This window comes from Flavobacterium sp. Flavsp81, from assembly GCF_059491325.1.
Map to the genome: position 1 here is coordinate 3720616 of NZ_CP168505.1, position 25965 is coordinate 3746580.

Genomic DNA, 25965 nt, shown 5'->3' on the forward strand with positions numbered 1-25965 from the left:
CTAATAAATAAAAGAAAATGAGTGCTGCCATACCTTATTTAGTAAAAAAAGGAGATACGTTAGAGAGTATCTCGTCAGATTTAGGAATAACAAATTCTTACGATTTACGTAATTACCATAACATGAACAGTGAGGTAAAAGACGGAATTGGTGCTGATGTTGTAGAAGGAAAGACCCTTTTGACGCCACCGAAAGAAAAGATTGATGCTGCGAACGCCAAAAGAGAAGAGCTTGATAAGGATGATAAGGCAGAAAGTGAGAAAAAGGAAAAAGAGAAAAAAGAGGAGCAGAAAAAAGAAGAAGAGAAGCAAAAGAAAGCTGCCAAAAGCGAACATGACGACAAACATTTTGTAGTGCATAAAGCGGAATGTGCCTGTAATCAGGCCGAAAACCCTAAGCAGACAGCAAAATTATTAGTTACTTCACATGACAAGGTAGTGCTGAACGATCAGGATGGGAAGTTTTTTGCCACTGAAATCGATAAAACCTTTGATCCGTCTGCGGCTACTTTTGGAAAGTGCAAACTTCAGCCTTCTTCCAGTGGATATTTGCCGTGTACACTTGCTCCTGCTCCAAAATGGACTAAAGTATATGAGAAAACAGAGGTTTTAGGAAATAAAGTGCTGACTGAGATTTCGACTTTGCAATGTACCATAGGAGGAAAAATTGAAATAGTAAAGCACGGTCAAACCGACAGTGTAATGAAAGAGCATGCAGACAATACCGATCCTGCGGCATTGGCTCTGATAAACCCGGCAATAAAAATGCCTGTTCCGGAAATGGCCTATCCAAATATTTCGGGCATCACATTAAAAAGTTTAGAAAACGATCCGGCCTTTAAATCCGTTTCATCATCAGAAGGCAAAAAGGTGGAGCAGGTAATGGTACGTCCAAATACCGAATGTACTTTTGAAGCGAAGGTAAAAAAAGGAAATGTTGCCCTGACCTCCTGGGTTATTTATGAAGGTGATACAGGAGATAAGGACAAGAAATTACTAACGAGTGAACAAGTAGGAACCAGCTTTAAAAACAGTTTTCCGACCTTGGGCAAGTATCGGGTTGAAGGGTATGGTAAACCCAAAAAAGAAGATTTTGAGAAAGGAAAATTCGATAAAAATTATCCTGATTGTTCTATAGATGTCGAGGTTACCCACAATAAGCTCGTTGGAAATGAGCTGCTGCCTATCGATGGAGAGAATTTTGCAAAAAAAGTTGGTGGAAAAATGCGTCTGAGACAAAATTTTCCGGCCAGTTTTAAGGCAAAATTTTTGATGCCGCCAACTGCTGAAGAACTGGAACAATTACGATTGTATGTTACCGACGCCTCAGGAAATATTATAGATTCAATAAAACTAAACCATACCGTTTCGTTTACTCCAATAAACACTAAAGCACAGTATAAAATTATAGCCGAATATATACCGGATTCAGGCGAGGTGTTTACCCAAAGTTTTACTGCCGAAACCATAACCAACTCTGTAGCTGCAATAACCCATACTGCTGAGGTGATCAGGCCCGGAACTGCTATGTCATTTTCTGTAAAAGAAGGCACCTTTAGTTTTTATGTTCCGGATGATGAGGCTGCAGATGCTGCCATTGGCAAAGAGTTACAACAAGTAAAATGGAATTTGAATGGACGCTTTCTGGGGAGCGGTAAAAGTATCGCCATACCCGGACATGAATTCTTCAGCAAAGGAAAATATGTAGTAGAAGCCTATGTACAGAAGGCCAATGCCTATGGTGCAGCAACCAAAGATGAAGAGGATGACTGGCGTTTTGAGGTAAAAGACAATGATGTCCTGGCTTTTAGTTATATAGGAGCTCCAAAAGTAGGGAAAACAACCCGGCTGGAGGCTAATTCCTTTGTGTTTGCTGATTTACCCGAAACCGAAAAGGTATTTTGGGAAACTGCTGTGCAGCATAAACAATTAGATAAAAAAAGCATATCGATCACGCCTGCGGTTGCAGGAAAGCAAAACGTAAGATGCAGGATCAACAACCAACCAGGCGTAACCTTAAGTATTGATGTAAAACAAGCCAAAGTTCTGGAGATGCTTTTTACAGACAGTAACGGTATTGAGATACAAAGAGCCAGCTGGGGACAAAAGATAAATATCTGGGTGAAACAGGAACACCTTATTGACGAAGATATTATTGTAGAAGTTTGGGATAATGATACATTTGATGGTGATGATAATGTTGCTGTTATCAATAAAAACAAATATGATGGAGGCTTGATATCGTTTGATTTAGGTCCTTTTGTTAAACAAAAAACGGGCGACCATGGTAAGTTGTATGTACGAATTGGTGCCCCAAAGTTAAAATTAGCCAATTCGAATGCTATATTTGAATCTAAAAATCATCTTGACGTTCAGGACAAACGAGAGATTTATGGGGCGCATATTGGCAGCCAGGATGGTAAAGAGAGACATTATATGGCAGATTATGATAAGATAAGTTATTTTTATGCCAAGTCGAGAGGAATAAAAAAAGAGGAGCAATTAAATTTAACCATTTACGAAAAAGATAAAGAACTTTTAGTAGCCACCGTGCATGTAGACGAAAGTGGGATGATAAAGGTAAAGTTGGAATGGAATCTAATAAATCCAAAACTTCCAATGCGTATGGTTTATGCCATTGTAAAAGACAAAGAGGATAATATTCTGTATAATGGTGCCAGAACTGTTACAGGTCTTGTTGTTATAACCAAAAAAAGTGCTTTGCTAAGTCTTGCGGAGTATAAAAGTGCTGTTTTGGTTGGGAATGAGGATGCAAATGGTTCTAAAAAAGATAACAAAAATGGGGTTTGTGAATGTGAGGCAAAAGTGCGAGCTTTTATGAGGATGTTACGTGTAGGTGAAGGTACTGAAAATGAAATAGGCTATGAAACAATTGTTGGAGGAAGTACTTTTAAGGATCATGGAAAAAACTTTGATAACCATCCAAATGTTTATATAAAAAAGCATGATTCTAGAGCCGCAGGTGCTTATCAAATAACAATGAATAATTGGAATGATGTAGCTTTTGTTGATTGGAGAAAAGAGCATGGTTTAAATGATTTTAAACCTGAGAGTCAAGATAAATACTGTGTTTATCTAATAAAAGAAAAAAAGAAAGCGTTAGGTTTAATTAAAAAAGATAATATAAAAGAAGCTATTGATAAATGTCGAACGGAATGGGCTAGTTTACCGGGTGCGGGTTATGGACAAAGAGAAGAAGATATTGATAATATTTTAAAAAAGTATAAACAATATTACCAAGAAGAATTAAAAGGTCCAACAAACCATTTGCATATTAAAAAAGGTTTCCTCAAAGAATTTGGTGAGGAATGTTGTGAAGAAGAAAATATTGTTGTAGGCGTTATTAATAAATATAGAATTGATGTTGATGTTTTTACATATTCTAAAATAATGAAGTGTTTAACATCTAATAAATATCAATATGACATTTATGAAAGTAATAAGTTAATTAAAACAATAACTGTAGAAAAAAATGAGCATAATTTGCTGCCTTTTCCTGAGACGGGTATAAATTGGGGACGATTTGGACCTAGAGATAAAGGTGGAGATAATTGGGTAAATGAAAAAGTATGCGCTGCCTTACTAGGTTTTTTCTTTTCATTACCAAAAAATGGTTACTCAGAAGCATTGTACTTTAATGATATTTCTGCGAATGATGGAAGAGACATTGGACATAAAGGGCACAATATTGCAGGGAATGATATAGATATTAGATATCCAGGAAGTAGTAATGCTGGACGAACTTTATGGAGCGATGCTATGAACAAATACAAGACGGAAGAAGAATTTGTGAAAGTATTAGAAAACATAATTTCTGTAGGTGTCAAATGGGGTTTTAATAAAAATTATGCATATAAAAAGGATATTAAAAACACTACTGGAAAATCAACATCAGTTCATCAAGACCATTTCCATTTAGGCTTAAGATAAAACATTATGAAAAAAATAATTTTAATAAATAGTATTCTACTTCTCATTATTAGTAGTTGTAGATCTCAAGAAAAAAAAAATGAATTAGAATATCAAAATGATAATTTAATTCAGAATGTTGGAATCGGATTGGTTCAATTGGTAAAAGTAGAAGAAAGCATTGTCTTATATGCGGATACTACCTTTCTTGAAACAAAAACAAAAAAGGCTAAATTAGGAAAAGATATTATTCCTCTATTAAATAAACCCGATTATGGAATTTTATTTTTTACTTGTATTGAAAAAAAAAATAAATATTATAAAATTGTTACTGCCAAAAACACTTTTGCTTATATTAAGCCTACACAAAATTTTATATTTTATAGTTGGAATGAATTTTTGAAAGATCAGGTTGTAAGTATTGTGAGTAAAAATTTAAAAGAGAATCCGCCTCGTAATAACATTAATGGTAAAAGTATAAACATAAAAGAATGGAATTCTGATGATGAAATTGAAGTTATAAAAATTCAAGGAAATTGGCTGCAAGTAAAAAATATAACACAGGATAATAAATTGTTTTGGATAGAATGGCGGAACGATAAAACATTAAAAGTATATTTAAATCTCTTAATCTAAAAAAATGAAAAAAAGTGTAATGCTTGTTTTGCTAATTAGTTCTCTAAGTTGTAGAAATCACTCTAATAATGATATAGGGAAAGAATTAAATAACAACTCTTTTGAAAAAAAAGCAGAGGAGGATAAAAGTTATTTTAACAATTTAGATTTCGTGGTAAGTTTAATGAAAACAGATGAAGATGACAGACCTTCTAAATTTAAGATTAGGATAACCAGAGAGAATAAAACTTCCCAAGATATAATTTATTCTCCAGGAATTTGGCCTGCAATTAACGATTCTATTAATTTAACTCGGATTGATTATTTTAATTCGGACAATGAAATAAAAGAAGGAATTGAAAATTATCATGATTTTATAGTTGCTGATTTTAATTTTGATAATCTTAAAGATTTTGCAATTCTCTATGATTATGGAGGTAATGGAGGTCCAATATATTCTTATTTCTTTCAGAATAAAGATGGTAAATTCACTGAGGATGAGAAATTTCCCCTCAATAAAGGATTTTTCCCAAAAATCATGGACAAAACAAATAAAAGACTTACAATCGTTAGGCCTCAGGGTTGTTGTAAAACGAATACAACTATTTTTCAATTGAAAGATAATAAATGGAAAATAGTTAGTAGTGTGTTAGAATGATATCCGTTAAAAATATAATAAAGTTATTTAGAAATAAAACAGTAAAAATCAACAAGAAATAATTCTAAAAAAAATGCGAAGAATAATTTTATTTTCAATAGTATTGCTTGTTATATCTTGTAATGATGCAAAAAAGGAGAATTTTGAATCAGCAAATCCAAAAAATCCGGCAACAGGAAAAAATGATCTTATTGAAGAACGCAACCCGGCATCAGGCATAAACGAAGAATCTTATGAGGAAGATGAGATTGAAGATGAAGAAAATACTTCTAATAATAAAGAAATCGATTATTCACTTAAGACATTAAAAGGTTATTGGGGTTATGATTGTGAAAATGAGTCGGGTTTAAATATCAACAATGAAGAACTTGTAATTCCTGTTGCGTTTAATCAATACTATATACATTTAACTAGAATTGACAAAAAAAATGATGCAGGTATTTTCAAGTATAAATTAGAAAGGATGGAAGGTTTAGGAGCAGTAGATGAAACTTCAAAAGATTATTTTAATGACACTGAGATTGCGATTGTTAAAATCATCGATAATAATACCATAGAATTTAATTGGCTGGGGTTTTATAATAAATCGAATAAACAAAGACAATATACAGATCCGCATTTTGGTGATCAAAATCCAATTATTTTAAAGAAATGTGAGTATGGAAATTGAAATAGAAAATAACTACCATTAATGATAGATTCCTGTCTAATCAATATTTAGAAAAGGTAACACGATAGAAAAGACAGCTGAAGAGCTGTCTTTTCTGATCTTGAGATTGTATTTGAAGTGTAGGACCAAGTAAAAAATAAACTTAATGTTAGTTAACGCACTTTATTTATTTGGCTGGAAAAAATTCTATTCATGGAGGTTTAATGACGAATTACTTCCACATAGCACACAATTAGTTCATCATAATCATCACTTACATATGTATAATTACGAACCTAATTTTGAAGAAATCAATGAAAAATAAAAATTATATTATAAATAATATTTTAGGAATGCTTTTGTTTTTTACAATAAATTGTCATTCTCAAATTAATGATAGTTATGTAATTACTTCTGTTGATAAAAAACAGTATTCAATTTTTATTAAAGATTCAATTTTTATTAAAAATGATATTTCTTTTAAAAAAAAATATGAAAATAAAAATGGCGTTAACATCAAAACAAAATTGAAAAATATTTTATTAAAAAATAATACATCTGTTGATGAAGATAATGATGGATATAAGAAATATGAGTATTTATATTACATTAAAAATCACAACAAACATTTGATTAAATTCACTTATTTTGAAGGGGATCATTATTTACTAATAGATGATAAAAGTGGTAAAATCGACACTTTAGATAGTAAGCCTTTAATTTTTGGAAATCGTTTACTAATAATATATCAGGATATGGAAGATGCTGATCAATTTTCAACTTTGAAATATTATATTTTTAATACTAAGAATAATCTAAATTTAATAAACACGAGAAAAGAAAGATGGGTTTTAAAAAAAGCTATATTACTAAAAAATAATAACGTGGCAATTTTGGTTAATTCAATTCAAGATAATAAAGCAAAGTATAACAAGATCGTTTTTAAAAATTAATAAAGGATTTATGAGAAGTATATATCTGATTTTTATTTTACTATTAGTAAATTGTAAAGATCCAAAAGAAAAAAACTTAGGTCAACTCAATACGAATAAATATAGTGATTCTATAGAAATACCTATTTCTAATAAATGGTATGGTAAATATTCATTTGTAATAAATGAAAATAGTGATGATTGGAGAGATATACACGATATTTCCATTACAATTAATAAAGATTCTGTAACTTATTTAGCCAAAGGATTTCAATTATATCAATTATATAAACTTTCTGCTATTGAAAAAAATAACACTTTAAAATTGACTTTCGAAAAAGCTTTAGATAATACTGATAGTTGGGCATTGAAAAAAACTAAAGACTTCGGAATAATTACTTTTGACAACAAAAATTATATATGGAACTGTCCATATATCGACACATGTTATAATGAAAATAAAAAAGGATCATATGTTTTAAAGAAAAGCCAATGATTATATTATCAGCAAGTTGTAATAAATAAATTAAGATGAGAAAAATAATAATTTTATTTTCAATAGTATTGCTTGTTATATCTTGTAATGATGCAAAAAAGGAAAATTTTAAAATTGCGAATTCAATAAGTCCTGAAATAAATCCGGATCTTTTTTTGGACAGTTTATTTATTGGGGAGCCATTGGTAAAGAATGCTGAATTTATAAGAAATGTAGAAGCAGGAGGTGATAATTATCGCTATTTTGAACAATTTGGAAATGTTTTAAAGAAGCACAATAAGAAATATGTAAATTATAAAAGCAATGGTTTTATAAAAACATTGAAAGTGTCAGACAAATTGACTTTAGAACTTAAGAGAAAAAAATACAGTTCAAAAGATAAAAACAGTGATATCCAAATTGTATTATTTACAAAGATCAACGATGCTGTTAAAGATTCTATTGTTTTTTATAAATACCAGTTAGACCAGGATTTTCCTAAAGAACAACGATTCGAAACCCTGGCTTTTTTAGACAATAATTTAGAGATTTTTAAATTAGAATCTTATAGCGGATTATCTGAATTTGCGTTTCAAGCTGAAAAATGGGAAAAGTTTAAAATAAACAGCTCCAACGGAAAGATTGAATTAATCAGGAAGCTAAATTACAAAGACTCAGCAAATACAACTACTGAGAGTAAAGAAACTAATACTGAAGTAAGTGCAGTAAGTAACGAGATATTTCCTTTTGAAGATAGTGCAGTAAAGTGGAAACTTACGTGTGATAATTCCAATCCACAGAAGAATGTTTATTTTGAAAAACATGAAGCTAACTTTGTTTTTTCATATTCTGATGGATTTAGCATTGTATTAATTGTCAAAAAAATAAATGATAAAGAATACGGTTTGTACTATAATTATCCGCCCTTCTTTCCAGCTCCGGAAGATATGGATTTTGAAAATTACGCAACAACGAAACCTTGCGCTACCTTTAATTTGATAAACACTTCAAAAATTGAATTTACATGGCTTGGTTTTTATAATAACAAAACCAATAAAAAGGAACGCCTAAAAAACCCATTTACTCAAAAAATAGAGACATCTCCGGTTATTTTAGAGAAATGTAGTTAAGGAAAGTTAATAATTAAGACAATGAAAGAATGAAGATCTTTTCATATTGATTTTAATTTTCAAATTAAAAACCAACATAAAATAACGAATTTTAAACCAACAATAATTTCATTAATTATCCCAAATGTTCCAGCATATCTTTGGTCATCGATTCAAGATCAAAAGTATGTTTCCAGCCCCAGTCTTTTCTCGCATCAGAATCATCAATACTTGCAGGCCAGCTATCCGCAATTTTCTGACGAAAATCAGGATTGTAAGTGATTTCAAATTCCGGAATATGCTTTTTGATTTCGGCAGCAATTTCTGTTGGCGTAAAACTCATCGCGGCCAAATTGTAAGAGGAATGTATTTTGATTTCCTCAGCCGGAGCTTTCATAATATTGATGGTAGCGTTAATGGCATCATCCATATACATCATTGGCATTTTGGTTTCTGAAGATAAAAAGCATTCGTATTTTTTGTCGGCAATAGCTTTATAAAAAATATCAACCGCATAATCTGTAGTTCCGCCGCCGGGAGGCGTAGACCAGCTGATTAAACCTGGATAACGAATGCTGCGAACATCAACCCCGTAAATATTATGATAATATTCGCACCATCTTTCTCCGGCTTGCTTACTGATTCCGTAAACAGTAGAAGGCTCCATAATCGTGTATTGTGGTGTATTTTCTTTTGGCGTAGTAGGTCCAAAAACTGCAATGCTCGATGGCCAGAATATCTTTTTTATTTTTTTTGCTTTGGCAAGATTTAAAACGTGAAAAAGCGAATTCATATTCAAATCCCAGGCAAATGCAGGATTCTTTTCGGCAGTTGCTGATAAAAGTGCCGCCATCAAATAAATGTCCGTAATTTGATGCACTTCAACAAGATGCTCAATCTGGTTGAAATCCAAAGCATTAATCACTTCAAACGGACCGGAATTGACAACATCAGTATTTAATTTTCGAATATCTGAAGCAATTACATTTTCCGTTCCGTATAACTTACGTAGTTTTTGAGTCAGTTCTGTTCCAATCTGACCGCAAGCGCCAATGATTAATATTTTTGGATTCATTTGAATAGATTTAAAAAACAAATATAATGTTTTCGCAAATAAATACTATTTAAAGAAGGATAAATTATAATATTAATAGCAGATAAGATTATTTTTTATGTTATTCGTTACATCAGGGTCTTTTTAAAGGCTAAATAAAGATGCTGGAATTCACTTTATTTATCATAAAATCAAAATTCATATTTATAAATTTACTTGTAACTTTGTAGCTTAATGTTTTACCAAAGTGAAATCGCCATTAACAAAAGTTTGCTCAGACATACAGCAATAAATAAAAGGCGATAACATGTATGACCATTAAAAAATAAATTTTAATATATGAAATACAAAATATCTCTTTTTCTTCTCTTAATTTTTGTACTGAATTCATGTCAGGATGAAAATGAAAAACGTATCGCTGAAAACAAAAAGGAAGCGAAAAAGAAAGAAGTCATTTTTAATAATATAAACAAAGGCTGGTCGTTTATTGATGAACCTATTAATGAAGTTTCAGAAAAAAATGTAAACGATTGGAAAGAATGGCGTGAGTTTTTAAAAGAGTTAGGAGGGAAACCCCAAAAAACAATTGGAGCTTTTCAGAAAAAATCGGCCTCAATTGCTAAAAAAGCTATGGCATTAAACAATAATATTCCGGCACAATTTAATCAGCCACAGATAAGAAGCCGGATTTCTATTTTGATTACCAAAGTAAAAATGATGGATTTATTTATTCATCTGGATAAAATCCCGGATGAAAAAGTAACTTTTTTAATTGGAGAAATCAATAAAGAATTAGTCTCATTAGAAAGACAAATGGATAAAATTGTTGAAAAAAGCAAAATTCCAAAAGAAGAAGGAGAATCGGATTTCTTACGAATGTTAGATACAGCTCGTGCTATTCCGAATACTATTGTAGATCCAAATTTACCTAAAGTTGAGTAAAAACGCCCTATATACTATTTATGACAATTTGCCAAAAACACAGCAGATTGCAACAAATTTACTGGAAGGAAATCAAATAAAAATGCATCTTAACGGACTGTTAGGGTCAGCAGTTTCATTTATTATTCGCTCAGTTTTCAAAAAAACGGAACTGCCTTTTTTGATTGTTTTAGACAATAAGGAAGAGGCAGCGTATTACCTGAACGATCTCGAACAGATGATTGGTGAACAGGATGTGCTGTTTTATCCTGGTTCATTTCGCCGTCCGTATCAAATTGAAGAAACAGATAATGCGAATGTTTTACTTCGTGCTGAGGTTTTAAACCGAATTAACTCCCGTAAAAAACCAGCCGTAATTGTTACGTATCCCGAAGCACTATTTGAGAAAGTAGTGACACGTCAGCAGTTGGATAAAAACACTTTAAAAGTTTCTTTAAACGATAAAATTTCAATTGATTTTATCAACGAAGTTTTGTTTGAATACGAATTCAAAAGAGTTGATTTTATTACGGAGCCCGGCGAATTTTCGGTTCGTGGAGGAATTGTAGATGTGTTCTCTTTTTCGAACGATCATCCGTACCGAATTGAGTTTTTTGGAAACGAAGTAGACAGTATCAGAAGTTTTGATGTGGAGACGCAATTGTCTATAGAAACACATAAAAAAATCACGATTATTCCGAATGTTGAAAATAAGATTTTTCAGGAAAACCGTGAAAGTTTCTTAGATTATATTGCCGAAAAAACAATTCTGTTTATTCAAAATACGGACGGACTTTTTAGTCAGTTAGACAAACAATTTGCAAGGGCAGAAGAAGCTTTTGAGAAATTATCCAAAGAAATAAAACATGCAGAACCTGAGAAATTATTTTTGAATCAGGCTTCTTTCATTAAACGGGCTTTAGATTTTTCGATTGTGGAATTGCATTCAAAGCCAATTTTTAAAACAACAAAAAAGTTCGATTTTCATATTCATCCTCAGCCTTCGTTCAACAAACAATTTGATTTATTGCTGAATAATCTGAGTGACAATCATTTTAACGGATACAAAAATTATTTGTTCTGTTCGAATGATGCTCAGGCAAAACGGTTTCATGATATTTTTGAAAGTCTGGATGAAGCCAACTCTGAGAATATCCGGAAGCAATATCATACCGTTGTATTGCCTTTGTATCAGGGTTTTGTTGATGAAGAAAATCAGATTACTGCCTATACAGATCATCAGATTTTTGAGCGTTATCATAAATTTAATATCAAAAACGGTTATTCGAAAAAGCAAAATATTACGCTTAAAGAATTGACTGCGCTTTCGGTTGGCGATTATGTAACCCACATTGATCACGGAATTGGGAAGTTTGGCGGATTGCAGAAAATTCAGGTTGAAGGTAAAACGCAGGAAGCTATAAAATTGGTTTACGCCGATAATGATATTGTTTATGTAAGCATTCATTCGCTTCATAAAATTTCAAAGTATAATGGAAAAGACGGAACGCCGCCTAAAATTTATAAGTTAGGATCGAACGCCTGGAAAATTTTAAAACAAAAAACCAAAGCACGTGTCAAACATATTGCGTTCAATTTGATTCAGTTGTATGCGAAACGTCGTCTGGAAAAAGGTTTCCAATTTGCGCCCGACAGTTATCTGCAAAACGAATTGGAGAGTTCGTTTATTTACGAAGATACCCCGGATCAAACTAAGTCGACACAGGAAGTAAAAGCCGACATGGAAAGTGACCGTCCTATGGATCGTTTAGTTTGTGGTGATGTTGGTTTCGGAAAAACGGAGGTTGCGATTCGTGCTGCTTTTAAAGCCGTTGATAACAGCAAACAAGTAGCAGTTTTGGTTCCGACAACTATTTTGGCCTACCAGCATTATAGAACTTTTACAGAACGATTGAAAGATATGCCGGTTTCTGTTGGGTACTTAAACCGATTCAGAACAGCGAAACAAAAAGCTCAAACCTTAAAAGACTTAGCCGAAGGAAAATTGGATATCGTAATCGGCACACATCAATTAGTAAACAAAAATGTAGTTTTTAAAGACCTTGGTTTATTGATTGTTGATGAAGAACAGAAGTTTGGCGTAAACGTAAAAGATAAACTTAAAACGATTGCTGCGAATGTAGATACGCTGACATTAACGGCAACGCCAATTCCGAGGACGCTTCAGTTTTCATTGATGGCAGCCCGTGATCTATCGGTTATTACAACGCCTCCGCCAAATCGTTATCCGATAGAAACAAATGTGGTCAGTTTTAATGAAGAGATAATTCGGGATGCGATTTCGTATGAAATTCAGCGAAACGGACAAGTTTTCTTTATCAATAACCGAATCGAAAATATAAAAGAAGTGGCCGGAATGATTCAGCGTTTGGTTCCAAATGCGAGAGTAGGAATTGGTCACGGACAAATGGAAGGAGCCAAACTCGAGGAATTGATGCTGGGTTTCATGAACGGAGATTTTGATGTCTTGGTAGCCACCACAATCATCGAAAGCGGTTTGGATGTACCAAATGCCAACACTATTTTCATCAATAACGCCAATAATTTTGGATTGTCAGATCTGCATCAGATGCGTGGCCGTGTAGGGCGAAGCAATAAAAAAGCGTTTTGTTATTTTATTTGCCCGCCATATTCATCAATGACAGAAGACGCCAGAAAACGTATTCAGGCTTTGGAGCAATTCAGCGAGCTCGGAAGCGGTTTCAATATTGCGATGAAAGATCTCGAAATTCGCGGTGCGGGAGATTTATTAGGTGGAGAACAAAGCGGTTTCATCAACGAAATAGGTTTTGATACGTATCAAAAAATCATGAACGAAGCCATCGAAGAATTAAAAGAAAACGAATTCAAAGATTTATATCCGGAAGAGAATAATATCGATACCAAAGAATACGTAAAAGACATTCAGATTGATGCTGATTTTGAATTGTTATTCCCGGATGAATATATCAATAATGTTTCCGAACGTTTGGTTTTATACAATGAATTGGGTGCGATAAAAGATGAAGCCGGATTGCAGGAATATGAAAGAAAACTAGTCGACCGTTTTGGACCATTGCCAAAACAAGCAACGGCATTATTAAACAGCATTAGAATCAAATGGATTGCAACCAGGGTCGGAATTGAGAAATTAGTCTTGAAACAAGGCAAAATGATTGGTTATTTTGTCTCAGATCAACAGTCAGATTATTATCAATCCTCTAAGTTCAGAAACGTTTTGACCTTTGTACAAAAACACAGTTCACTCTGTAAAATGAAAGAAAAACAAACCGTAAACGGATTACGTTTATTGCTGACTTTTGATAATGTAAAATCGATTAAACGAGCGTTGGAATTGATGGAATTATTTGAAGAATAGGAGAATTACAGTTTAATAACAACAGAAGTTAAAGTCATGCTAAACACATTACTTGCCATTCCTGTAAGTTTTGTAAATGGCATAGAGTTTAGAATTTTTTTTAAGATTTTTTATTCTAATTTTCATACTTCTTTTAAAAGCAAGTTTTCTAATAGTCAGATAATTATAGTAATTGATTCTATACTTCCCCCGCTTATTAGTTTCATATTCCCTAATTATTCTGGAGTAAGTGTTTTCTAATTGGGTCACTATGGAGAGAAAATCGGCTTCTTTCCGAATGAAATTTGAGACTTTTAAAATGTTTTCGCTATCATATTTCTTGATTTCATTAACAATTAAGTCCGTTTGTATTTTATGGGTCATCAGTTTCATTCCAAAATTATATTTTCTGTAATGCAACATGTTTTCCGGCGTTACCATCCCTGCCAATCCTCTAAAATCACATACAATTACTGCTGCACCAGTAGCCATAGATTCTATTGCTGCTTTTGCTTTTCCAAAGACAATATCATATTGTCCAAGAATATCTTCAGGAGTCATAGTAGCATTATGATTACCGCTGCCTATTAATTCTATTTCGATGCCTTGAGATAAACAGGCTTCTTTTATAGACGGAAAAATATTTGTTTGAGACATGTAATTAGAGAATGCCAAAGCTTTTCTAGGTATGGCTGAAATAGCTTCTCGCTGCTTAAAACGGGATAGATTTGCCCAATTATAAATTACTTCAACATCCTCATCTTCAAACCCGTTTTCAAGACAGTAACGTTCTTTACAATTATAATCTACAGCTGCATATTGTAAAATGTTAGGGTGTTTAAAAGGATAATCCATGACATTTGTTCTATCATGAATAAAAAACAGAATAGGCGTTTTTTTAAAAAAGCGTGCAGCTTTTATGGCCGTTAAATTGTGATGGGCATGTATACAATCAGGTTTCTTTTTTATTTTTTTTAAATCTGTACAAACATGTATTCCCTGTTTTATTAAATCTTCTGCCAAATCACCCATTATATAAGTAAATATTTCAACATGATGTCCACGGTTATACAATTCTATTGCTAAATCGTGTACATATGTTTCTGTACCTGAGGGTTTATTTAAAACAAAATTTGTAATTAAAATATTCATTTACTTAATTCAATGGTGTGCATCAAACAAATCTCGGCAATTGGCTTAATGTGTTTCTCAAACTCAATACAATTTTTATATGCTCCGGATGCCACTCTTTTCCTTCCTACTTCTTCATAATAAGGATAATCAGTTTCCCAATTAACAATTTGTTTCAAATCCGTAATTTTACCGTAAAATTCCCAGGCAAAAGATGAAATACCGAAACGTTCTATAGCCATTTCTATTTCTGTTTTTAATTCGGGATAATTCAGGCCAGCCTTTATTTTCATTTCCAGTTCAGGCTGAGAAAGTTCAAAAGATAAATTATGAGAGTGTTCTTTTTGGGATAACATATCCGGTGCTTTGTCAAGTACGAAATCATAATTTAGAATTGATTTTGAAGGATTTATTTTTTCCAATTCAGCAACAATTCCATTAATCAGATACCTGCAAATATCATGTGTTGGATTAAAACCCTCCAGGGCATCACCATATATTTCATCATAATTGCCTTCTTTTATCAAAATTAAAAGCTGATCTTTTACTTGTTTAATTTTATCCAGATCCCCAGATAAGATAATGTTATACAGCTCTTTATCGGTAAAGGGAGAAAAAGAATTTTTGTAAGTTGCACCTAATGATTCTATTAATTTTATAGATTGATACAATCTGGATTCATTGTTTTGTCCCGAACCATCTGTTAGAATATAGACATCTGGTTTTGAATCTTTTAAAAACTTAAAAGCTCTTAATTCATGACCAGGATGTCCAATTATCAACGCTGATTTAGTCTTCATACTGTAACCCTTTTTTTGTTAAAGTTAAAAAAAACAAAAATAATAAAATTATGATATAAAGCAATTAAAAACAGGAGTCTATAAAATTCATAAAATTACTCGTATATATTTGTTGTCTGATTGACTTTAAGATCAAGTTCATTTAAGTTGTTATGTTAAATAGACAATGAAAATTAATTAATGATTAATACAACATCATTGCCTTTTTTACCTTAATATGTTTTTTTAGATTTAAATTTGTAAAATGACTGAATCGCCAATTTATCGAAAAATAATCCATATCGATATGGATGCTTTTTATGCTTCGGTAGAGCAAATGGATAATCCTGCTTTACGTGGAAAGGCTATTGCGGTTGGTGGCTCAGAAAATCGTGGTGTTGTTTCCGCTGCCAGCTATGAAGCACGTAAATTTGGTGTTCGAAGTGCCATAAGTGGTGTTTTGGCTAAAAAATATTGCCCTGAAATTATATTTGTCCGTCCCCGCTTTGACCGTTATAAAGAGATTTCTTCGAAAATTCATAAAATTTTTTATGAATACACAGATATGGTGGAACCGCTTTCACTTGACGAAGCCTATCTTGATGTTACTCAAAATAAAAAAGGAAATCCAAGCGCATCATTACTGGCTCAGGAAATCAGGTTAAGAATTTTTAATGAAGTGGGGATTACAGCTTCTGCGGGAATTTCAATAAATAAATTTGTGGCCAAAGTCGCCAGTGATTACAATAAACCTAATGGTCAAAAAACGGTAAATCCAGATGAGATAATTCCTTTTTTGGAAGAATTGCCCATTCGAAAGTTTTACGGGGTTGGAAAAGTCACTACTGAAAAAATGTATCAATTGGGAATTTTTACCGGATCAGATCTGAAAAGCAAATCACTGGAATTTTTGGAAAAGCATTTTGGAAAATCCGGAGCCTTTTATTTTAATGTTGTACGCGGTATTCATAATAGTGAAGTGAAAGCATCACGAATTACAAAATCAGTTGCTGCCGAACATACTTTTGATGTCAATCTCTCTTCGGAGATATTTATGCTGGAGCAACTTGATAAAATCGCTGTTTCATTAATAAAAAGGCTAAAAAAGCACAATATTTCGGGTAAAACAGTCACGCTTAAAATTAAATACAGCGATTTTACACAACAAACAAGAAGCAAAACGTTGCCTTATTTTATTGCTGATAAAAGTTTAATTTTAGAAACTGTTGAAGAGTTATTGTATCAGGAACGTATGAAAGATTCTGTTCGATTATTGGGAATTTCTCTAAGTAATCTAAACACAGAACAAAAAAAAGCAGTAGTTGTGCAGTTAAAATTTGATTTTTGAAAAATTACATTATATTAAATAGTTCAAACGTTATGTGCTGTAACACAATTTCTGTCTAACTTTGAATAAAAGTTTTTTATGAATTCTGTAAATTATTATAGTGAGTCTTTTGATGAATTTGATACAAATTTAAATTATAATTCAGTTCCGATACTTTGTTGGGATTTTCATTATGAATCTATAAATGAATTAAAAACATTTTCTTCGGATATAAAAAAAATTAAACGTATTTCCAGTCAGTTCAAGTGGAATGAATTGGATCTGAATATAAGGGAGCGTTTGGATAATGAGGTTGTTTTAATTACCGATTTGGAACAAAAAATAATTTTTGCTTCTAAAGGAATTTGTAAAATGACAGGTTATACAGAAAATGAGGTTCTCGGAAAATTTCCAAAAATGTTTCAGGGTCCAATGACTTCAACTTTAGTTTTGAAAGAAATTAGAGAAGCAATCAAAAAGCAAATCCCTTTTGAAAAAACAATTCTAAATTATAAAAAAAATGGTGAAACCTATGATTGTACAATTCATGGTTTTCCGGTTTTTAACTTAAAAGGTGAATTATCACACTTTATAGCTTTTGAAAAAGCAGCATAAAAAAAGCCTTTTTGAATTTCAAAAAGGCTTTTGTTTTATATAAGGCAGTAATTAAATAAATTAATTTTTGCTTGATAATTTTGATAATAATCTTAGGAACTCAATATACAGCCAAACCAATGTAATTACTAGTCCCATTGCACCGTACCATTCCATAAATTTTGGCATTTTTTGTTGTACGCCTTTTTCGATTTGGTCGAAATCCAGAAACAAGTTTAAAGCAGCAATAATAATTACGAAAACACTAATTCCGATACTCATCATAGAATTTCCATGATGTACTGGTGTAAAGTCTGTAAACATTGAAACCAGCCATGAAATTAAATAGTAAGTCGCAATTGCCAATGTTGCAGCAATAACTACTGATTTGAATTGTTCTGTAACTTTTACAATTTTAAATTTGTATAAGCCTAAACAAACTAAAAAAGTCACCAGGGTTGCTCCAACTGCATTAACTACTATTCCGGGATACATGGCTTCAAAAATTGCAGAAATACCTCCAATGAATAAACCTTCAAACAAAGCATAGCCCGGAGCTAAATATGGAGAAGCCTGTGGTTTGAATGCTGAAATTACAACTAAAATAAGCCCAATGATAGCACCGCCAATTGTTGGCAGCATTGCATTTAAGCCATTAAATGCCATCCACCATGTTACCATAGCTGATCCGCATAATATTAAAAATAAAATAGCTGTCTTATTGATAGTCCCCGATATAGTCATTTCCTGATTATAATCAATAATTTGTGCGTGATGCACTTCTTCAGCTTTTGAAACAGCATTTGATGAAAAACGCTTGTCACTTAAAAATGGATTTTTTGAATTGAAGTTCATGTTTCTAATACTTTTAATTGTACTCAAATATAAGTAGTTTTTTCGAAGTGTAATATTTTCAGTAAAATTTTTAACATGATTTTTTCTTCTGAATAAATTCATCTTAAAATAAAAATCCATCCGTTGTATGGATGGATTTTATGTATTTGGATTATTCTTTTTTATTTCAATAAATCTAAAACTAATGATGGAAATAAACCTAAAACAATATTTAATGCAATAGAAATAATTGCTACACCATAAATAAGAAAAGGTTTTCCTGTTCGCTCTTCGTTTGCTTCTTTTGAATACATTGCCAGAATCAGTTTGAAATAATATCCAACACTAATAATTGAGTTTATTACTGCTACAATTACTAAAGCAATATAACCTGCCTGAATAGTTTGGTTGAATAAGAACAATTTGGCAAAAAACCCTGAAAAAATTGGGATACCGGCCATTGATAATAATGAACCTGTAAGTATAGCCGCTAATAACGGATTTGTTTTTCCTAAACCATGAAAGTTTGTAATGTCTTCGTTGTCCTGATTTTTACAAACGTATAAAATAACACTAAATGCAGCGATTCCTGCTAATGCGTAAGCCGCTGTGTAGTATAATAAAACTCCTGCAGATGTTGCAATGCTCAATAAAGTCATTAACATAAAACCTGCATGCGAAATTCCTGAAAAAGCCAGCATACGTTTCACATTTACCTGACGCAATGCCATAATGTTACCAACTGTCATTGAAGCAATTGATATAATTACCACAATTGTTTCGAAAGTTCTTAAAAGGTCCTGGTTTTCAAGTGATGAAATTAAATTTAATCCATTAACTAATTTATATAAAGTAGCGATTGCAATGACTTTTGCCAAAGTACTCATTAAAGCAGTTGTCAACGCTGGAGAACCTTCGTAAACATCCGGAGCCCAAAAATGAAAAGGAACAGCAGCAATTTTAAATAACATTCCAATTACCATCAAAACCATTCCGATTGGGAACCAGATTGGCAATTCTGCGGATAAAGAGCTTTCATGTATTTCAGCAATGTCAAAACTTCCCATTGCACCATAAATCAGACAAATTCCGAATAAAATAATTCCTGATGCAAATGAACCCATTAAGAAATACTTCATACCTGCTTCGTTACTTTTTAAGTTTAAACGTTCACTGGCTGCAAGTACATACAAAGCAATTGATAAAATTTCAATTCCTAAGAAAAACATCGCTAAGTTTCCAAAAGAAACCATTGCAACTCCTCCGGCTAATAAAAATATTTTTATAGCAACAAAATCTGAAATTTTGGTTGGATGATTTTCATAGAAATTATGACTTAATGCCACTAAGAAAATAGTCAGGATAATAAACAATGATGAGAACGCAGTTGAGAATTTACTCACTGTAATCATATTGTTGTAGTAACTTTCTGTTGCTCCAAATTCATAAAAATTAAGTGCCAAAACGCCTACTAAACCAAGAATGGTAATTGGAACAATGGCTTTTCTTAAATTAAGAATTTCAAATAATAGGCAGAAAATACCCAATCCTGTTATAGCTATTAATGTATTCATTTTTGCTTTTTTGATTTAGGAAATCCAAACTACAGATGCCCTAATTTATTTTTATTTAAAATATTAATTTTTATTGATAACGCTCAAAATTGTTTCTAAACTTGGTGTAATCAAATCTGTAATTGGTTTTGGATAAAATCCGAAGAAAATTAAAACAGCAATAATCACTACTAATGAGATTCCTTCATGAACAGATATATCTGCAAAAGTTTTAGAATTTGTTTCTCCCAACATTACATTTTGAAACATCTTAAGCATATAATAAGCTCCTAAAATAATAGTTGTTCCGCCTAAAACGGCAAACCAAATATTAATTTGAGAAAGACTATATAAAACGGTAAATTCTCCAACGAAGTTAAAAGTTCCCGGCAAAGCTACAGAAGCCAAAACCAAAATTAAAAACATAGAGGTGAATTTTGGGGATTGTGTACGAATACCACCCATTTCTGAAATGTTTCTCGTTTCGTATCTTCTATAAATGATTTCAGCTGCGTAGAATAATCCAACAACAACAAAACCGTGAGCGATCATTTGTAAAACTGCTCCACGTAAACCGTCAACGGTTAAGGTGTAAGTTCCTGCAGCAATTAATCCAACGTGCGCAAGAGATGAATAAGCTAATAATTTCTTTACATCTTTTTGTCTTAAAGCAACGATTGATCCGTAGATTACACCAGCAATTCCTAAAGCGATGAAAATATCCATGTATTCTTTTGCAGCAAGAGGCGCAATTGGCAATTGCCAACGAATAACACTGTATAATCCCATTTTTAACATGATCCCGGATAAAAGCATAGTTCCAACTGTTGGAGCTTTTTGGTACACATTGGCTTGCCAGGTGTGGAAAGGAATGATTGGAATTTTAATAGCATAAGCCAGAAAGAAAGCCAAAAATATCCAAAGTTGCTCCGTAGCCGATAAATCTAATTTGTATAAATCCTCAATTAAGAAACTTCCGGCTTTTTGGTATAAGTAAATGAAAGCTACCAACATGAACAATGAACCGGCAAGTGTGTAAATAAAGAATTTAACCACTGCTTTTCTGCGTTCTTCAGCATCTCCATTCCCCCAAATAAGGGCAATAAAGTAAATTGGAATTAAAGCTAATTCCCAGAAAATATAATATAAAAGACCGTCTGCTGCCAAGAAAGTTCCTGTCATTGCAAAAGCCATAAATAAAATTAAAGCATAAAAACCTTTTGCATTTTTATATTCATTTCCAAAAGAAGAGAATATAATAATTGGTGTTAAAGCTACCGTTAGTAAAAGCATAGCAATTGCCAATCCATCAGCATTTAAAGCAAATGAAATTTTAGGTTGTGTGATCCAGGCATTTATTACACTGATGTTATCACCGGCACAAAAATGATTTAACAGTACAACCGAACAGCCCAAAGCTGCCAAACTAAAGAACAAAGCTACTTTTGATGCCAGTTTATCACCAACAAAATAAGTGACAAATGCACCAATTAAAAGAATAATTAATATAAGGGAAACGTTCATAGTTATAAAATTATTGAGCTAAAAATATATAGGAAATAATGGCACAAAGACCCAAAACAAAAACAAAAAGATATAATCCGATACTTCCGCTTTGTAATTTTTTACCTTGAAAAGCCAATTCATTAGTTACTTTACCTAATCCAAAAACAACTGCTGATAAACCAGTTTCAACATAGTCTCTAAAGAATTTTGACAATCCGTTTATAGAACGTACAAATATTGCATCGTATACTTCGTCTACATAATATTTGTTGTATAAAACTTTGGCTACGCCAGTGATGTTCTCATCTGATTCAGGAACATTATCTTGTTTAAAATATTTGATATAGGCAATTAAGATACCGATTAACCCACCTAAAACAGCGACTCCCATTAAGGTATATTCTGTTGTGCCTAATTGGTGTTCTTCTCCGGCCGCTTTCGTGAAAAGAGGAGCTAAATATTCATTTAACCAACTGTTCCCAGGAAGACTGATGAGTCCTCCAAAAGTAGCCAAAAGAGCCAAAATTATTAAAGGAAAAGTAATCAAACCGTCACTTTCATGTAAATGATGTTTTTGCTCTTCTGTTCCTCTAAAATCTTTAAAGAAAGTCAGGAACATTAATCTAAACATATAAAAAGCAGTCATGATGGATGCAATAGATCCAATAATATATAATGTTTTACTATGGTGAAAAGCAGTCATTAAGATTTCATCTTTAGAAAAGAAACCAGAAAAGAAAGGAACTCCTGAAATGGCCAATGATGAAATTAACATGGTCCAGAAAGTAATTGGCATTGCACTACGCAAACCTCCCATTTTACGCATATCTTGTTCTCCATGCAATCCGTGAATTACAGATCCTGATCCCAAGAACAAACAAGCTTTAAAGAAAGCGTGTGTGATTACGTGAAAAACAGCTACTTCATAAGCACCAAATCCTAAAGCTAAAAACATTAATCCCAATTGAGAAACGGTAGAGTAGGCTAATACTTTTTTAATATCCGTCTGAACCAATCCAATTGTTGCGGCAACTAATGAAGTCACAGCTCCAATTATTGCAATTACAGTCTGAACATCCGGAGCTAAATCGAAAACAAAGTTTAATCTCGTTACCATAAAAATACCGGCAGTAACCATTGTTGCCGCGTGAATCAATGCAGAAACCGGAGTTGGTCCTGCCATCGCATCCGGCAACCAGGTGTATAACGGAATTTGAGCTGATTTACCACATGATCCGATAAACAAACATAAAGCAGCTAATGAAAGTAAGGGTAAGTTTAGATTTGTTGCTCCCGCAATCGCCGTTTTTAATGTTGCATAATCTAAAGTTGAGAACATAGAACCAATGATAAACATTCCTATCAAAAGACCTAAATCTCCAATTCTGTTCATGATGAACGCTTTTTTTGCAGCATCATTATAATCTTGGTTTTTATACCAAAATCCAATTAATAAGTACGAACAAAGTCCAACACCTTCCCAACCAATGAATAAAACTAATAAATTGCTTCCAATTACAAGGGTAATCATGAAGAATACGAATAGATTCAAATACGCAAAGAATTTATGCATATTTTCATCATCATGCATGTAACTAATAGAATATAAATGTATCAATGATCCAATTCCGGTTACAAAAAGCAACCATAAAATTGACAATTGATCTAATAAAAACCCTAGATTAATATGAAGATTACTAATCTGAATCCAGTCAAATAAAATGACCTGAATGGCTTTTCCAGTTGAAGTAATTTGATTAAATAATATAAGTGTAACTACAAAAGAAACTGCTACAGCAACTGTTCCGATAATACCCGAAACTGTTTTTCCTAAGCTTTTCCCGAAAAAAACATTTATTAAAAATCCTAAAAAAGGAGATAAAACTAAGACTAAAGCTAAATTGGTATCCATTTCCATTTATCCTTTTAAATTTTTTAAATTATCGATACTAATTGAGCCTAAATTTCTAAAAATAGAAACCAAAATGGCCAATCCTACCGCAACTTCTGCTGCAGCAACTGCCATCGAAAAGAACACAAAAACTTGTCCCTGTGCATCCTGATGATAGGTTGAAAAAGCAACAAATAAAAGGTTAACCGCATTCAGCATGATTTCGATAGACATGAAAACGATAATAGCATTTCGTCTGTACAATACACCAAAAATACCAATACAGAAAAGTACAACGCTCAAAAAAATGTAGTTTTCAATACCTATTTGATTTAATATATTACCCATTATTTATTTAGTTTTTCTTTTTTAGACAATAATACAGTTCCAATCATCGCTACTAAAAGCAGGATGGAAGCAAATTCAAATGGAACCATATATTCGTTCAGTAATATTTTACCCAAAACTTGAATAGACTGGAAATCTTCTCCGGTTGAATCGTATTCGCCAACAATTGGTTTAGAGTTAATGAAAATTGTAATTAATACAATTACAATTATGCAAAAAGAAACAATAGCACCCAAACGTGTAATCCTAGGCCTGTGAACCTGATGGCGTTCGTTTAAATTCATCAACATGATGGTAAACAAAAACAAAATCATAATCGCTCCCGAATAGACTATTATATGTACAACAGCCAAAAATTGAGCGTTTAATAATAAATAATGACCGGCAATCGAAAAGAAACAGATTACTAAATAAATAGCACTATGAATTGGATTTCTGCTAAAAATGGTTAAAAAAGCGGTAATTACCGTGATAAACGCTAAGAAACAAAATATAACTTGTACAGTTGTTGCGTTTGCAAAATCAGGAATATGTATCATTTAGTTAGCATTATTAAGTTGAGCATTTTTGATCGCCACATCAAGAGGCATCACTAATCTGTCCTTTCCAAAAATGAAATCTTCTCTTTCATAGCTGGAAGGAACCAAAACTTTTGAAGTCGTCAGGTAAATAGCATCTTTCGGGCAAGCTTCCTCACAAAGACCACAGAAAATACATCTTAACATGTTGATTTCATAAATCGAAGCATATTTTTCTTCTCTGTACAAATGTTTTTCATCTGGTTTGCGTTCAGCAGCTTTCATAGTGATGGCTTCTGCAGGGCATGATAAAGCACACAATCCACAAGCAGTGCAGTTTTCACGACCTTGCTCATCACGTTTTAACTGATGCTGACCACGATAAACCGGACTCATTTCACGCACTTGTTCGGGATAATGAATAGTAGCTTTTTTTCTGAAAAAATGCTTGATGGTAATCAGTAAACCTTTTACAATCGCCACAAGATACAATCGCTCCCAAAAAGTCATCTCTTTGTTAGAGACCAGCTTTTTTCTACCCGATAATGATATAGTTTCTATTGACATTTAAAGTATAATTTGTGATTCAATTTGATGATTAGACCAAATTTAAATCTATTTTGTTTTATTATTTAGTAGCTAATCCTGCTATCCGCTTTATCTTTTATTTTTTAAAGAAAAATAATAAAAGGATGCCGCTGCTATCAGGGCTAGGGCTCTTCGGTTATTAAAATCCTAAAAAGGCAGCAATTTCGCCTCTTAAAATAACAACACCTGTAATCATGATATTAATAATAGAAAGCGGAATCAGGATTTTCCATCCCAAGTTCATTAACTGGTCATATCTAAATCTCGGAATTGTCCAGCGTACCCACATATAAAAGAATATGAAGAAACATATTTTTACAAATAGCACCGCAATACCTAATAAGTTAGCTGTATTTACACCAACATTTTCTACCATCCATTGCATTCCCGGATAATTATATCCTCCAAAAAATAATACCGATATAATAGTAGCCGAAATAAACATATTCGCATATTCAGCAAATAAATAGAATCCCATTTTCATGGATGAATATTCTGTATGGTAACCACCAATCAACTCAGATTCACATTCTGCAAGGTCAAAAGGCGTTCTGTTGGTTTCTGCAAAAGCACAAATAAGGAAAATCAAAAAGGATAACGGCTGGTAAAAAACATTCCAGTTCATTCCCGCCTGTTGTAATGAAATTTCTTTTAAGCTTAATGTTCCGGTCATCATCAATAATGCAATCATCGATAATCCCATGGCAACTTCATAAGAAACCATTTGCGAAGCAGCACGAACAGCTCCCATCAATGAGAATTTATTGTTTGAAGCCCATCCACCAATCATGATTCCGTAAACTCCAATAGAAACGACGCCAAAGAAATACAATAAACCAATATTGATATCAGTTGCCTGTAATAAAATGTCCCTTCCAAATAAATGCAATCTGTCTCCCCAGGGAATTACAGCACTGGTCATTAAAGCCGTACTCATGGCAATTGCCGGACCTACAATAAATAAAAATTTATTAGGAGTATTTGGGAAAAATTCTTCCTTCGAAAATAATTTCAAACCATCAGCAAGAGGCTGTAATAATCCTCCCCAACCTGCACGGTTAGGTCCGACACGGTCTTGTAAAAATGCTGCAACTTTACGCTCAGCCCAGGTAGAATACATTGCCATGATCATTGTTACGGCAAAAACTACAACAATTACAACACTTTTTTCTATAATAAATGCACCATCTACCATC

At 32.6% G+C, this 25965-nt stretch carries 23 protein-coding genes; 12 read left to right on the forward strand and 11 right to left on the reverse strand.

Annotated features, from left to right (window positions below; translation table 11 throughout):
• Nucleotides 1-17: 17 nt before the first annotated feature.
• From ACEN92_RS15585 to ACEN92_RS15620, 8 genes are all read left to right on the forward strand, one after another.
• The gene (locus tag ACEN92_RS15585) at nucleotides 18-3950 is read left to right on the forward strand and encodes a PAAR-like protein (protein ID WP_495639264.1); all 3933 of its coding nucleotides are present in this window, start codon (nucleotides 18-20) and stop codon (nucleotides 3948-3950) included.
• Between the two features lie 6 nt (nucleotides 3951-3956).
• The gene (locus ACEN92_RS15590) at nucleotides 3957-4565 is read left to right on the forward strand and encodes a hypothetical protein (protein WP_495639265.1); all 609 of its coding nucleotides are present in this window, start codon (nucleotides 3957-3959) and stop codon (nucleotides 4563-4565) included.
• A gap of 4 nt (nucleotides 4566-4569) precedes the next feature.
• A complete protein-coding gene (locus tag ACEN92_RS15595; protein WP_495639266.1) occupies nucleotides 4570-5202 on the forward strand; it encodes an XAC2610-related protein in 633 nt (210 codons plus the stop codon).
• Between the two features lie 73 nt (nucleotides 5203-5275).
• A complete protein-coding gene (locus tag ACEN92_RS15600; RefSeq protein ID WP_495639267.1) occupies nucleotides 5276-5872 on the forward strand; it encodes a hypothetical protein in 597 nt (198 codons plus the stop codon).
• 145 nt (nucleotides 5873-6017) lie between these two features.
• Complete coding sequence (locus ACEN92_RS15605) at nucleotides 6018-6176, forward strand: hypothetical protein (RefSeq protein ID WP_495639268.1); 159 nt, start codon at nucleotides 6018-6020, stop codon at nucleotides 6174-6176.
• The gene (locus tag ACEN92_RS15610) at nucleotides 6166-6804 is read left to right on the forward strand and encodes a hypothetical protein (protein WP_495639269.1); all 639 of its coding nucleotides are present in this window, start codon (nucleotides 6166-6168) and stop codon (nucleotides 6802-6804) included. The genes ACEN92_RS15605 and ACEN92_RS15610 overlap by 11 nt, the downstream gene beginning before the upstream one ends.
• 10 nt (nucleotides 6805-6814) lie before the next feature.
• Nucleotides 6815-7279 carry a hypothetical protein gene (locus tag ACEN92_RS15615; RefSeq protein ID WP_495639270.1) on the forward strand — a complete coding sequence of 155 codons (465 nt, stop codon included), beginning with the start codon at nucleotides 6815-6817 and terminating at the stop codon, nucleotides 7277-7279.
• A 35-nt stretch (nucleotides 7280-7314) separates the two neighbouring features.
• A complete protein-coding gene (locus ACEN92_RS15620; protein WP_495639271.1) occupies nucleotides 7315-8388 on the forward strand; it encodes a hypothetical protein in 1074 nt (357 codons plus the stop codon).
• A gap of 115 nt (nucleotides 8389-8503) precedes the next feature.
• Here the strand turns inward: ACEN92_RS15620 and ACEN92_RS15625 are convergent, their stop codons facing one another.
• Nucleotides 8504-9442: an L-threonine 3-dehydrogenase gene (locus tag ACEN92_RS15625; RefSeq protein WP_495639272.1), complete on the reverse strand. Its 939-nt coding sequence runs from the start codon at nucleotides 9440-9442 to the stop codon at nucleotides 8504-8506.
• 318 nt (nucleotides 9443-9760) lie between these two features.
• On the opposite strand from ACEN92_RS15625, the gene ACEN92_RS15630 reads away from it, so the two are divergent.
• The gene (locus ACEN92_RS15630) at nucleotides 9761-10363 is read left to right on the forward strand and encodes a hypothetical protein (protein WP_495639273.1); all 603 of its coding nucleotides are present in this window, start codon (nucleotides 9761-9763) and stop codon (nucleotides 10361-10363) included.
• Nucleotides 10356-13721 (forward strand): transcription-repair coupling factor, encoded by a 3366-nt coding sequence (mfd, locus tag ACEN92_RS15635; protein ID WP_495639274.1) that lies wholly within the window; start codon nucleotides 10356-10358, stop codon nucleotides 13719-13721. The genes ACEN92_RS15630 and mfd overlap by 8 nt, the downstream gene beginning before the upstream one ends.
• Nucleotides 13722-13769: 48 nt before the next feature.
• Here the strand turns inward: mfd and ACEN92_RS15640 are convergent, their stop codons facing one another.
• Both ACEN92_RS15640 and ACEN92_RS15645 read right to left on the reverse strand, forming a co-directional pair.
• Nucleotides 13770-14852, reverse strand: coding sequence for a glycosyltransferase (locus tag ACEN92_RS15640; protein WP_495639275.1), 1083 nt, complete (start codon nucleotides 14850-14852; stop codon nucleotides 13770-13772).
• Entirely contained in the window at nucleotides 14849-15631 is a 783-nt protein-coding gene (locus ACEN92_RS15645; RefSeq protein ID WP_495639276.1) for a hypothetical protein, read from the reverse strand. The genes ACEN92_RS15640 and ACEN92_RS15645 overlap by 4 nt, the downstream gene beginning before the upstream one ends.
• Nucleotides 15632-15875: 244 nt before the next feature.
• Between ACEN92_RS15645 and dinB the strand changes: the two genes are divergently transcribed.
• Together dinB and ACEN92_RS15655 are read left to right on the forward strand one after the other, a co-directional pair.
• Complete coding sequence (dinB, locus tag ACEN92_RS15650; RefSeq protein WP_495639277.1) at nucleotides 15876-16958, forward strand: DNA polymerase IV; 1083 nt, start codon at nucleotides 15876-15878, stop codon at nucleotides 16956-16958.
• A 78-nt stretch (nucleotides 16959-17036) separates the two neighbouring features.
• The gene (locus ACEN92_RS15655; protein WP_495639278.1) at nucleotides 17037-17552 is read left to right on the forward strand and encodes a PAS domain-containing protein; all 516 of its coding nucleotides are present in this window, start codon (nucleotides 17037-17039) and stop codon (nucleotides 17550-17552) included.
• A gap of 60 nt (nucleotides 17553-17612) precedes the next feature.
• Here the strand turns inward: ACEN92_RS15655 and ACEN92_RS15660 are convergent, their stop codons facing one another.
• From ACEN92_RS15660 to nuoH, 8 genes are all read right to left on the reverse strand, one after another.
• Nucleotides 17613-18386 (reverse strand): Bax inhibitor-1/YccA family protein, encoded by a 774-nt coding sequence (locus ACEN92_RS15660; protein ID WP_495639279.1) that lies wholly within the window; start codon nucleotides 18384-18386, stop codon nucleotides 17613-17615.
• 161 nt (nucleotides 18387-18547) lie between these two features.
• Entirely contained in the window at nucleotides 18548-19939 is a 1392-nt protein-coding gene (locus ACEN92_RS15665) for an NADH-quinone oxidoreductase subunit N (RefSeq protein WP_495639280.1), read from the reverse strand.
• 63 nt (nucleotides 19940-20002) lie between these two features.
• Nucleotides 20003-21442 (reverse strand): complex I subunit 4 family protein, encoded by a 1440-nt coding sequence (locus ACEN92_RS15670; protein WP_495639281.1) that lies wholly within the window; start codon nucleotides 21440-21442, stop codon nucleotides 20003-20005.
• A 10-nt stretch (nucleotides 21443-21452) separates the two neighbouring features.
• Nucleotides 21453-23336, reverse strand: a complete 1884-nt coding sequence (gene nuoL / locus ACEN92_RS15675; protein ID WP_495639282.1) for an NADH-quinone oxidoreductase subunit L — start codon at nucleotides 23334-23336, stop codon at nucleotides 21453-21455.
• A gap of 6 nt (nucleotides 23337-23342) precedes the next feature.
• Complete coding sequence (nuoK, locus tag ACEN92_RS15680) at nucleotides 23343-23663, reverse strand: NADH-quinone oxidoreductase subunit NuoK (RefSeq protein WP_017494599.1); 321 nt, start codon at nucleotides 23661-23663, stop codon at nucleotides 23343-23345.
• Nucleotides 23663-24202, reverse strand: coding sequence for an NADH-quinone oxidoreductase subunit J family protein (locus ACEN92_RS15685; protein ID WP_495639283.1), 540 nt, complete (start codon nucleotides 24200-24202; stop codon nucleotides 23663-23665). The genes nuoK and ACEN92_RS15685 overlap by 1 nt, the downstream gene beginning before the upstream one ends.
• On the reverse strand, nucleotides 24203-24748 hold the full coding sequence (locus ACEN92_RS15690) for a NuoI/complex I 23 kDa subunit family protein (protein ID WP_294928649.1): 546 nt from the start codon (nucleotides 24746-24748) through the stop codon (nucleotides 24203-24205).
• A gap of 160 nt (nucleotides 24749-24908) precedes the next feature.
• Nucleotides 24909-25964 (reverse strand): NADH-quinone oxidoreductase subunit NuoH, encoded by a 1056-nt coding sequence (gene nuoH, locus ACEN92_RS15695; RefSeq protein WP_495639284.1) that lies wholly within the window; start codon nucleotides 25962-25964, stop codon nucleotides 24909-24911.
• Nucleotide 25965: the final 1 nt, after the last annotated feature.